The sequence below is a fragment of the Bradyrhizobium sp. AS23.2 genome (assembly GCF_001908185.1).
Classification (GTDB): domain Bacteria; phylum Pseudomonadota; class Alphaproteobacteria; order Rhizobiales; family Xanthobacteraceae; genus Bradyrhizobium.
The window spans coordinates 1-10,974 of sequence record NZ_LGHM01000154.1; the positions used below are offsets into that span (position 1 = coordinate 1).

General features: G+C 60.2%; 11 protein-coding genes. 5 read left to right on the forward strand and 6 right to left on the reverse strand.

Features of this window, described 5'->3' with window-relative positions; all coding sequences use genetic code 11:
- Positions 1 to 159 precede the first annotated feature (159 nt).
- The 4 genes from AC630_RS30820 to AC630_RS30835 form a co-directional block, all read right to left on the reverse strand.
- On the reverse strand, positions 160 to 690 hold the full coding sequence (locus AC630_RS30820; protein ID WP_074122239.1) for a DUF2380 domain-containing protein: 531 nt from the start codon (positions 688 to 690) through the stop codon (positions 160 to 162).
- Positions 691 to 1,191: 501 nt separating this feature from the next.
- On the reverse strand, positions 1,192 to 2,397 hold the full coding sequence (locus AC630_RS30825) for a serine hydrolase domain-containing protein (RefSeq protein ID WP_208867066.1): 1,206 nt from the start codon (positions 2,395 to 2,397) through the stop codon (positions 1,192 to 1,194).
- A 458-nt stretch (positions 2,398 to 2,855) separates the two neighbouring features.
- On the reverse strand, positions 2,856 to 3,557 hold the full coding sequence (locus AC630_RS30830) for a VIT1/CCC1 transporter family protein (RefSeq protein WP_074122240.1): 702 nt from the start codon (positions 3,555 to 3,557) through the stop codon (positions 2,856 to 2,858).
- Positions 3,558 to 3,848: 291 nt separating this feature from the next.
- On the reverse strand, positions 3,849 to 4,292 hold the full coding sequence (locus tag AC630_RS30835) for a universal stress protein (protein ID WP_074122241.1): 444 nt from the start codon (positions 4,290 to 4,292) through the stop codon (positions 3,849 to 3,851).
- Between the two features lie 288 nt (positions 4,293 to 4,580).
- Here AC630_RS30835 and AC630_RS30840 point away from each other — a divergent pair, with 288 nt between their 5' ends.
- The gene (locus AC630_RS30840) at positions 4,581 to 5,090 is read left to right on the forward strand and encodes a thermonuclease family protein (RefSeq protein ID WP_074122242.1); all 510 of its coding nucleotides are present in this window, start codon (positions 4,581 to 4,583) and stop codon (positions 5,088 to 5,090) included.
- Positions 5,091 to 5,137: 47 nt separating this feature from the next.
- On the forward strand, positions 5,138 to 5,719 hold the full coding sequence (locus AC630_RS30845; protein ID WP_245330568.1) for a cytochrome b: 582 nt from the start codon (positions 5,138 to 5,140) through the stop codon (positions 5,717 to 5,719).
- 228 nt (positions 5,720 to 5,947) lie between these two features.
- Here AC630_RS30845 and AC630_RS45745 read toward each other — a convergent pair whose 3' ends face one another.
- On the reverse strand, positions 5,948 to 6,097 hold the full coding sequence (locus AC630_RS45745) for a hypothetical protein (RefSeq protein ID WP_167561311.1): 150 nt from the start codon (positions 6,095 to 6,097) through the stop codon (positions 5,948 to 5,950).
- 1,371 nt (positions 6,098 to 7,468) lie between these two features.
- On the opposite strand from AC630_RS45745, the gene AC630_RS30855 reads away from it, so the two are divergent.
- The 3 genes from AC630_RS30855 to AC630_RS30870 all read left to right on the forward strand — a co-directional run bounded on the left by AC630_RS30855 (position 7,469) and on the right by AC630_RS30870 (position 10,583).
- Entirely contained in the window at positions 7,469 to 7,735 is a 267-nt protein-coding gene (locus AC630_RS30855) for a hypothetical protein (protein WP_074122243.1), read from the forward strand.
- A gap of 1,061 nt (positions 7,736 to 8,796) precedes the next feature.
- On the forward strand, positions 8,797 to 9,810 hold the full coding sequence (locus tag AC630_RS30865; RefSeq protein WP_143198457.1) for a helix-turn-helix transcriptional regulator: 1,014 nt from the start codon (positions 8,797 to 8,799) through the stop codon (positions 9,808 to 9,810).
- A gap of 398 nt (positions 9,811 to 10,208) precedes the next feature.
- Positions 10,209 to 10,583: a YybH family protein gene (locus tag AC630_RS30870; protein ID WP_074122246.1), complete on the forward strand. Its 375-nt coding sequence runs from the start codon at positions 10,209 to 10,211 to the stop codon at positions 10,581 to 10,583.
- A gap of 148 nt (positions 10,584 to 10,731) precedes the next feature.
- Here AC630_RS30870 and AC630_RS46360 read toward each other — a convergent pair.
- Positions 10,732 to 10,974 (reverse strand): hypothetical protein (locus AC630_RS46360; protein ID WP_208867067.1); only part of this gene is annotated, 243 nt, incomplete at its 5' end.

The window sequence follows — 10,974 nt, forward strand, 5'->3', positions numbered from 1 at the left end:
CCAAGCTCAGCGCGATCGCCAGGCAGCTCAATGAAAGGCCACGAAAGACCTTGCTCTTTCAAACCCCGGCTGAGAAGTTCGCAAAATGTGTTGCGGCGATCCGTTGAACCCGCCGCCAAAACCGGACGCACAGGGCCATCCACATGCGTCGCGCGAAGCCTATTGCTGCGATCTGCTTTCAAGCAGCCGGGCGCGGACCTCTTCCGATACAAAGCGCTCCGCCCGCTGCCATGCCTCGTCATTGTCGCCGCGGAACTGGAAGTATTTCCGGAACACGACGCGCTGGGATGTTGCATCGATGGCAGCAGTCCTCGCTATCTGCACCAGCGTGCTCATTTTGTGAACGATACCGATGATCAGAATCTGCGTGCCGGCCTGTGACGCCGCGTGCAGCCGATCGCGCAACGCCGGTCCGTCGGTCGGACAATTTGATGAGCAGGACGACGGCACCAGCTCAAAACGGCGGTCTGCCGTGACGTCGTCCCGCAGCGCGGTCATGAAAGCGCGCAATCGCTTTTCATGCGCGGCCGTCTGATCGGTGGGCTCGTTCGACGTGTCGATATAAATGAAATCGTCGACGGAGACAGCCAAGGCGTGGTCGGCGGTCGCGGCGGATGCATCTGAGACGAGGTTGGATCCCAGGAACAGACCGGCTGTGGTAACAGCGTGCAAGAGGAAGCCGTGGCGCATGGCGATAACTCGATCTCCCCTCTACTGAGGCCATCTTAGAAGATCGTTCTTTCTGCCTCCCGTCGAATTAATCCTTGGTAACCGCCCGCCCATGGCAGCATTGTTTGCAGTGGGTCATTCTCGACCGACTCTGCGGGTTTCGGCCGCCGTTCGAGGTCTGCTCTTCTCCGAAACCGACCAGCTTACTGCGCGGCAACGAAATGACGCGAAGGGGCCACAAACAGACAGAGCTCTAAAACGGAGGGCAAGCATCAAACGCGAGCCGGCCAGTGAAGCGAGCCTCGGTAGCCGCAGTTGTTGCCAGTTTTGGGTGCCAACCGCGTGCCGCAGGTCAGGGGAATGACTTAGTTCACGGCTTCGACGACCTACCGTCGTACAATCTTGACTGCCTAGTCACGCCGGGGCGTCAGGTCTTTCTGCCCGCGAACGGGACAGTTGAACAGCGAGGCAGCGAGAATCGTTGCCTCGCATTCGGAATACGATGGAGGCAGGGTGACGGCTTCAGTCCACGAGCGCCTGATAGACAAGGGCCTTGAACATCTTGCGGTAATAGGCGCGTATTGGGCTCGGGGCCTGTGTCATGTAGACACCAACGATCTCTTCTTGGGGATCGACCCAGAAAAAGGTGCCAGCGTAACCTGCCCACATGAACTCGCCCGCCGAGCCGGGCACACCAGCTACGCCGTCGCCCTGACGCACTGCAAAGCCCAGGCCGAACGTGTAGCCGGGAGTTCCCAGCAGAAGCTCACCCGGCTGGAACGGCGCCGCGACACGCGTGCCGAGATGGTCTGACGTCATCAGCTTGATGGTGGAGCGGCTTAATACGCGCACGCCGTCGAGTTCGCCACCATTCAGGAGCATCTGGCCGAACCGCAAATAGTCCGGGGCGGTCGAAACTGCGCCAGCGCCGCCGGAATCATTCTTTGGCTCTGCCGACACGTCGAGGACGCTCGTCTTCAGGCCTGAAGCCGGGTCGACCGGCAGCGGCTGCGCGACGCGCGAGATCTTCGACGACGGCACCCAGAAGCCCGAGTCCACCATCTTGAGCGGCGAGAACAGCCGCTCATCCAAAAAGACGGCAAGCCGCTTGCCCGACGCAGCCTCGACGACACGGCCGAGAACATCGACAGCCATGCTGTATTCCCACATCGTGCCAGGCTGGTGAATTAAGGGCGCCTTGGCGATGCGCTCGACCTGCTCGGCTGGTGTCATGCCGCGGGAGTCGTACTCGATGATGCCCGGCTGGGAGAACTTGGCCTCGACGTAGGCCGCCCTTACCGGCTCGTTCTTGGTGATCTCCGCATAGGCGAGACCCGCGCTGTGTCGCAGGAGGTCCTGCACGATGATCGGCCTGGCAGCCGGTACGTTCGTGTAGGTGACCTTGCCATCGGCACCAGTGGTTGCCACGCTCACTTGCAAGTCTTTGAAGGCCGGCAGGAATTTGGAGATCGGATCGGTGAGCTGGATGACGCCATCTTCGACAAGCATCATCGCCGCCACCGAGACAAGCGGCTTGGTCATCGAATAGATGCGGAAGATTGAATCGAGCTTCATGGGCGTTTGCGCGCCCTTGTCTTGGAAGCCGATAGCATCCGAATAGACGATCTTCCCCTTGCGGGCGACCATGACTACCGCACCCGGCAGCTTGCCGTCGGCAATCTCCTTTTTGAGCATTGTGGTGATGCGCCCAAGGCGCTCCACCGACATGCCGACTTGTTCAGGCGTTCCCGTGGCGAGGGGCTGGAGTTCGCGTGCCGAGACTGGCAGCACCGCTGTTACAGTGACCAGAAACGCAGCCAGCGCCGTCGTTGCTAGTATGTTCAACCTAGACATGCGCTCCTCCTAGAACCGTTTGCAAGGACCAAGTTCGCCTGACCAGGCAATGATCTTATCCGACGGCGTCGCCATGGAACATACTCCGGATGAAAACGCTCGGCCTCGAATTGCCTGGCGCCGAAGTTCCCGTGGTCACGGCGCGTGGCCGCCGGCTTGATGTCCGCGGCGCAATGACGGATTTGGGTCAATCGCGTCATCTTCGACGCGTTCGCATGATGTCTGCTTAGCCCCTGAGAGCGGCCGAATAGGAGACGTCCCTCAAACGCCGCTTCGGGCCAATAACAGAAGTGCCGAGACACATTTGAACTACCCCGTCAGTGCCGCAACTCTCAGACCACTGTGCCGAATACTTTTCCAATACCCGCGGTAATAGCGAGGGCCAACGCACCCCAGAATGTCACCCGAATGGTGGCCCGCAAAATATTAGCGCCGCCTGCTTTTGCTCCGATAGCTCCCAAAAGAGCCAGAAAGGCCAGCGATGCGCCCGACACAATCGGGACCAGTGCGTTGGCGGGCGATACCATAACCATGAGCAAGGGCATCGCCGCGCCCACTGAGAACATGACCGCCGATGTGATGGCTGCCTGCATGGGCCGGGCAGTCGTACTTTCCGAGATACCCAGCTCATCGCGCGCATGTGCCGTCAGAGCATCTTTCGCCATCAGCTGCTTGGCTACTTGGCGTGCCAAGGGTTGATCGACGCCACGCTTGACGTAGATTTCGGCAAGCTCATCCAGCTCGAATTCCGCGTTGTCGCTCAACTCCTTGCGTTCGCGCGCAAGATCAGCCTGCTCAGTATCCGATTGAGAGCTGACGGACACGTACTCGCCCGCGGCCATCGACATGGCACCGGCTACGAGTCCCGCGACGCCTGCGATTAAGACGTCGTTCCGGGTGACAGCCGCCGCGGCAACGCCAACGATCAGGCTCGCTGTCGAGATAATGCCATCGTTGGCACCCAGGACTGCCGCTCTCAACCACCCTATTCGATCAATGAGATGGCCTTCGGAATGCTGATGAATGCGACTCAACTCCTGCTCCAGATGCTACATTCAAGACTCTAGGGATATTCCGACTGCCGCGGCCCGCTGTCCATCGGGAAATTTGCGCTGTGAAACGTGCGCCTTATCTATCCCTAGCGGTCTGCCCACACAAAAACAGTTCAGTAAGTTGGAGCATATCACATGCGCTGTAAGACTTGTGACACGTACGTGCCAGTGCCTGCCCTCTGGATTTCACAAGCACTTGGAGAAGGGTCGGGTTTCGAACGGCCGGTGCGGCATGGCTGGGCGCTCGACTGGCCGCACTATTCATTATGTCTGTTACCGCACCACCAACACCGGCACGCTTCCGTCCGCTAGGACCTCCGATGTTTGACTCCCCAACCATAGCTTGCTGAGGCCGCGATGCCCATGAGAGGCCATGACGATTAAGTCGCAGCCTCCGGACTTTGCTGTTTCGATAATCGCAGTGGCTGGGTGTGCATTCGGAAAATGCAGGAGTTCGACGGATATCCCGATCTGCTCCGCGATAGCTCGAGCTTCATCGAGCACTTTGCTTGCACGTTCCCTGGAGGCTGCGTCAAAGCTCTCAATCATTTGCAGCGCCGGAATCCATCCCCCGTGCCCGACCCCGACCGGCAGCGGTTCCGTCACGACGATGACTGTCGCTTTGGCATTCAAGGCCTTTGCTAAAGCAATCCCATGCTCAACACCTTTTCTCGCGACATCCGATCCATCCGTGGTCAAGAGAATGTTGGCGTACATTCGGGGACTCCCTCCGTTTGCAAACGTTGGCAGTAGGCAAAGGTGCGCCGAGACGATAGCACGCCCGGCCTTCTTCTTGCGAGTCATCAAGACACCGACACGCGATTCATATTTCGCGCAGCCACACCGTACATCCGGTGAAACCCTTAGGAGTTGCGTGACAAATCTGTGCTGGACAATCTTCGCACGCATCGGGGATGATCCACGCCATAGGCGCAGGCAAGGCGAAGCCAAGCCAGGCGAGAAACAAAGGGCGGCGAAGAAAATACACGGTCATAAGGTGATCGCATGAGATGGTTCGTCGGCATCCTTCTACTCGTCACAGCGGCCGCTGCGTCGGAGCCCATCACCGGCCGCGCCAGCGTCATCGACGGCGACACACTCGAAATCCACGGCACGCGCGTCCGGCTCTGGGGCATCGACGCTCCGGAGAGCAACCAGCTTTGCCGCGATGACGACGCCAAGCACTTCCGCTGCGGGGCCAAGGCGGCCAACGATCTCGACTCCTTCATCGTAGGCCGCCCGGTCAAGTGCGTTGAGGTAGATCGGGATCGCTACGGCCGCAGCGTCGGCGTCTGCACCGTCAACAACACCGATCTGGCGGACTGGCTCGTGCGCAATGGCCTCGCGTTCGATTGGCCGCAATACAGCAAGGGCGCATATGCGGAAGTCCAGCGGGAAGCCGAACAGAACGAGCGCGGCCTTTGGACGGGCAGCTTTGTAAAGCCGTGGCAGTTTCGCGCCTGCCTTCGCAAACCCGGTGGGCGCGCGGGCAAGTGCTCGGATAAAGCAGACTGATCACAATCGCGCGCACTATGGTGTCTATTCATGAATTGCGCGCGCCCATGATCCAGATCAAAGACTCTCTGCCTTCCACTGTACTAAGAACGGCCATGACGCGCTTTGATATGACCGCCAAGCGCTACGATGCGACGACAGTCTGGTTGCATTGGATTACTGTTGCCCTTGTCGTAGCTTTGTGGGTGATAGGCCAGACTGGCGACCTCTTTCCGCGCGGACCACTCCGCACCGGAGTGTGGTCCACGCACGTGATGTTAGGCTTCCTCACCGCGTTCGTTCTTGTGACGCGAGTTGCTTGGCGTGCGCATTTTGGGCGCGTGCTGGCGCCTGCCGACAGCGGTATCCTCTATATGATCGCGAAACTGACGCACCACGCCTTGTATGTTCTGCTTGGCCTCGTGGTCGTTGCCGGTATCGTTGATGCCTCGTATCGAGGCTTCAATATCTTTGGACTGTGGTCGGTGCCGCAGTTCGGCAGCGGTGACGTCGCAACCCGTCGTAGCATCAATGACTGGCACGAACTCGCCGCCAACTTGCTGATTGTGGTTGCCGTAGTTCACGCCCTCGCGGCCCTCGGTCATCATTACGTGTGGCGGGACCGTTTGCTAGACCGTATGCGACCGTAGCGGTACCAATGCTCGGCAATCGTTTTGTATCGGAGCCTATGATGGCCGCTTGAGGTCGGTCGTGCTCTGATCACGCAGAATATTCCTCTTAGCTCCCAAAGCGGTGCCACTTCGCTTGATGGAGTTATTGGAGTATCAGGGAACGCTCCAGTCAAGGGCTATGCGGGCAACGCGATGAGCGGGAGATCAGGGCTGACCGGCAAAGGGCGGACGGGGCCGTTCCTTGCGTTACCCTTTATCGTCCTCGGCGGCCGTCAGTTCCAGCGTATAGACGCCGTCGGCATAGCCCTTCACCACCATGCCCGTGGTCAGCATCACCGCAAGCGTGATGCTTGCGAAAATCAGGCCCACAAGTTTCAAGCCGCTGCGATCTGCCATCGTCGTCCCCTTTTATGCACGCGCCCTTGGCCCGCCGCTTCCATAATGGCCCGGCGTTTCGCCAAGCCTTCGTCAAAGCCGGAAAATGGTTTCATCCCGCAGGCTTTGTTTCGTCCGCGTTGCGGGGGGCGAGATTTTCGGTTTGAGCGGAAGGGCGTCCCTCGGCCCCGGCCGTGCGAGTGTCGCGTCGTCGCGGTGACCCCCCCGGCCATCGAGGAGGCTACTTGCCTGCCCTCCCAGCGCAAGCCGTCCAGCGCGAAGGCATCCAAATCTCACGCCCGAACAATGGCTCGATCTGTTCAACGTGTGGGTCGAGAGGTATGTGGCGAAAACAAAGAGCGAGATGCAGCGATTGCGAACGACATCGCATTTCATCAGGCGAGGGCGTGCGCCTTGCCGCGCGGCAAGCCGTTCACATGCGTATGTGGTGCAACATCCGACAATCCGAACGATCCAGAATTTGAGCGCATCCATCGCCCGCATGTGTACGTCGAAGGCTTGGATCACGTCGATCCAAAAAGCCTTGTGCGATGGAGGCTTGTACCATGACCGAATTGCGCGAGGCCGTGGCAGCACCGGTTTTTATCGGACAGGAGGAGTGACAGCTATATTGCCGCCATTCTCGACGCATCTCCTGAAGAACTCTCGCTTGTCTTGCCCCGAATCATAGGCGCTACCGGCGGCGGGATTGAACTGACGCGCTGGGAATCGCTTCGCCCGAAGGATTTTGCACTTCCTCGCCACTTCAGCGGAAATGGGCTGGGCCTGAGAAACAGCGGGCAGCAACGCGGCGGCTAGGTTGCCGCCTGAGCACTTGAGCGTGCATTAACCCCAACCCTATTGAACGCAGGAAGGTCCTTCCCTTGGCCACTTCTTGGCTTCGGGCGCCTAGCCATCAGTAATCGACGATTTGACAGCTTCCGCGATGCCGCCTTGATGTCGGCATGCCTGCACTCACCCGCCGCCCTGACCAGTTCGCAGCCCGCGAGGGCTGGCTGATCTATTTCGGCGACGTTCGCGTCGGCTCAATCGGTCTGCGGTCCGAACCATGCGCCGCAATGGGGCTGGGTCGTGCGGCTTCTATCCGGGCATCGAGCCCCGCCAGCACCGCAGCGGCACAGCCGGGACGTTCGAGGCCGCCCGCGCCACCTTCCAAACGGCTTGGTGAGACCTCGCCGCAACGCGCACCGAGGCCGACTACGAGGCGTGGCGCGCGGAGCGCGCCTGGACGACATGGAAGTACCGGATGCCCGATCGCGCACTGCCATTGCCGACACAGCGAACGGACGGCATTGCTCGGTGCTTCTGCGGCGCGGTAATTAGCAATCCCACCCTCGATTCGCGCATCCGCGCCGCGCACCGCCTGACCGCATGAAACTTGCCGCCGAACATCCCTTCGCCAACCCGGAAGCCGCCGCACGCAAACTGGTCGAACTCGCGACCGGAATAGAGCCGGTGCAGGACGGCCGCATTCATATCGAGAAGATCAACGCGCCCTTCCTCTACAAGCTGAAGGGCAAAGGCCCGGAGTTCGGCGCCGGCATCAAGTATGCTGTCGAACAAGGCTGGCTCGAACTGCACGAGAGCGGGACCTATGTCCGCCTGATCAATGCGGGCGGAGAAACGGCCCCAGCATAGCCCAGCCCTAGTGCCGGGGCCGTTGGAGGTTGCTCGACGGGGTCGCCGAGCCCGCCGAGCGTAGACCGCTCCTCGGGCTCGTCTGTTCACTTTTGGACAATCGGCCCGGCAGATTACCGGATTTCGCGACGGCCCTCCCTAAAGGGGTTCATTGGCCTCCTCACCCCGGCTGCGGGTGGGGGTGCAAACTCGGGGAGCCAGCTTCCAGATACTATGACGCCTGAGATGCCGCCTAAGTTGACTACCCGGCCGCACTTTGCACATGTCCCATAGCATGTCCCGGTCTGATCACTGCAAGTAACGTCGCCACCTGGCCCCCAGCAGCCGTACGTTCCGCCACTTTCAAAATAGGTGCCGCCGGCCGCGTCGCAGTGATTCTTGATGTCCTGCTTTGAGTGTGACCCGAGATAGGTGTGGCCGAGCGCGAACACCGGGTTTGAGGAAACATCAAGCGTCAGGAAACTCAACACCGTGACGATCGCAATGAGAGCGTGTCTGTGCATGGGAGGCTCCAGAGACAGTCTGATCAACGGACTATATAGAAACGCGATTCGCGCCATTGGCGTAAAGGAAATCACCAACAATCTTGCGGTGCTCCGGCCTAAAAGCCGATGTACCGCGCCGCAATCGCCTCAGCCCGCCTCGTCCGAGCACGCAGCCGGCCGCGTGGCCGGTGATCGCAGGCAGGCGCGATAGCGCCATGCCAGCACGAAGTTGCCTTTGCAGAACCCGTGCTTGTCCCGCTGCGCATCATGCTGCGCCTCGGCATAGGCACGCTGGCCAGAGGACCCGGACGACCTTGCTGACAGCCCACCTCCGGCATTCTCGCGCATCATAGCAACCTCGATGCGAACCGTGTCAGCATCGAAAGCCTGACGGGAAATTCCTCATCATTTCCTTGAGGTCCCTACCTCCATTTGTAATCCACCTCACACCTGCAGCGAAGCTGCGGTCCGATATTGTCTCTTGAGACTGTCTCGGCGTCATTCGACGAGTTTACAGATTTCGTTCGGGCGGCTCAGTCGTTCCTGCGTGGTTTGGCATCGAAACGGGAGGCCAGCATGCCAACGTCATCTCCCCTTGTGCGATGGTCGACTGAGATTCTGCCGGAGAGCACACGGCTCTCCACGTTCCGTGAGGAGTTTGCGGGGCTGAACCTCGCCTTGGACGTGATCGATCACAGCGGCGGCCGTCCGCGTATCGACATCACTTACTTGCCGCTCGGCACAGTTGGCGTTTGCAGCATTATCACCACGCCGGTCGAGTTTATCCGTCACAAACATCACCTCAAAGATAGCCGTGAGCAATTCGGACTGAACATCGTCGAGGTCGGGCCGGTCCAATTTGAAAATGCTGGCCAGGAACATGTCTATGATGCTGGCTCGGCTTGTTTGGTTGACCGAGGAAGGCTGTTGCGGGTATTTGGGCCGCGTGGCGCCAGCGTCAAATTCGTGACCGTGCAGGCTGCCGCCCTTAGGTCTCTGGTTGCGCGGCCGGATGATCTATCAGGCCGGCCGGTGCGTCCCGGACCGGCCCTTAGACTGCTCCGCATTTACCTGCGGTCGCTCGCATCCTTCAAAGAACCTCCGTCATCAAAACTCGCCTCCACCGTCGCCGCACATCTTCTCGATCTCGTGGCCGCGACGCTCGGGCCGACCGCCGAGGCTGCAAACATCGTTGCCGAGCGTGGCGTGAAGGCAGCCAAGCTGCGGGCGATCTTCGCGGAGGTCTCGCACCGCTCCAGCGATCCCAATTTCGATCTGAACAATGCCGCTCAAGCGCTCGGTATGTCGCGGCGATACGTGCAAAAATTGCTCGAGGGGACCGGAAAGTCGTTCACCGAGCACCTTGCAGGGTGCCGGCTTGAGCGTGCCTTCGCGATGCTGACTGACCCGCACCATCTGCATTTGGCCATCATCGATATCGCGTTTGCAGTAGGCTTTGGTGATTTATCTCATTTCAATCGCTCGTTCCGCCGGCGCTTCGGCGAGACGCCATCAGGCGTGCGCGCCGCGTCGATCGCGCGGCAGAAGTGTTCCTGCGCCCCCTCCCAATGCGCGGGCGACGACCGCTGAAAACGCGAACAGTTCGACCTCACGCGACGGCAGGAAGCGCACACCGGGCGCGGCGTAAGGCGGAGTAGGAAGGCCGTACAGCGCGGCGGGAGCGCGGGGCTACAGGGAGCACCGGACGACCGGGCCGCAGCGGCGCGACAAGGCCGTAGCGCGCACGGCTCCCAAAACGAATGAAGCTTGCGGCGAGTTAATCTGCCTTACAAGAAAGATATTTGCAGCGGCGCGCGTTCTGCGGTTGACCGTGGTGTTTCCTTGGAAGCGTAGCCCGCTCGCCGCACGAGGGGGTCTTTAGTTGAGGAAACACTCGGCCCGGAGCGCCCCCAGTCCCTCCGGGCCGTTTTCCTTCCGGATGCGTCTACGTCGCGATCGGGAGCGGCGACAGTTTTGTATGGAACCTCATGTCGATTTCACGGGACGAATTCGATCCTCTTGCCGCCATCGTGGACTGGCTCGATGCCTGCCGACGGGGAGACCTAAACGCTCTGCTCGATCTATATGACGAGCGCGCGGTCATGGAATGTGGCTGCGAGGGTGTGACCTTGACGGGGCGAAATTCGATCGCGGCCTATTGGGCACCGAAGCTCGAAAGCAAGCGCGTGACTGCCTTTAACCTTGACGCTGTGGTCCTGACCGGCCACGGGGTTCAGATCGATTACCAGAACTATGAAGGCAAGCCGGTCCGCTTTTACTTTCGCTTCGGTAGCTCCAACGAGATCATCTACACGAGTTGCGGCCCATTGATCGGTCGCGCTGCTAAAATCTCACCCAACTAAAGAAGCTCGACCGGACCGGCCTTTGAAGGCCAGTGAAACGGGCTGTTTGGCTGGCCCGGTCTGACATCACGGCCCGGGCCGTACAGGGTCGCCGGACCGGCTACAGCGGTGGCGGCGAGGGCCGCAGGAAGGCCGCACAAGCGGCGGGCTAGAGGGACAGCGGACCGGCAAGCAGCGGCGCATACTGTGACATAGGGCCTAATAGGGCCCGGCGGGTTTCCGCCCGGCCATCCATTTCCCGCCAAAGATCGAAAGATGCCTTTATTTTCAAGGACTTTCGACGTTTCCAACGGGGCGAAAAGAGCGCTTGCGGAAAGGACCACACGGTTTTGCCGTACGCACGGTTCGTTGGCGCCACAGGTTCGACGGCGTTGTGCACTTTGCCGTCGAA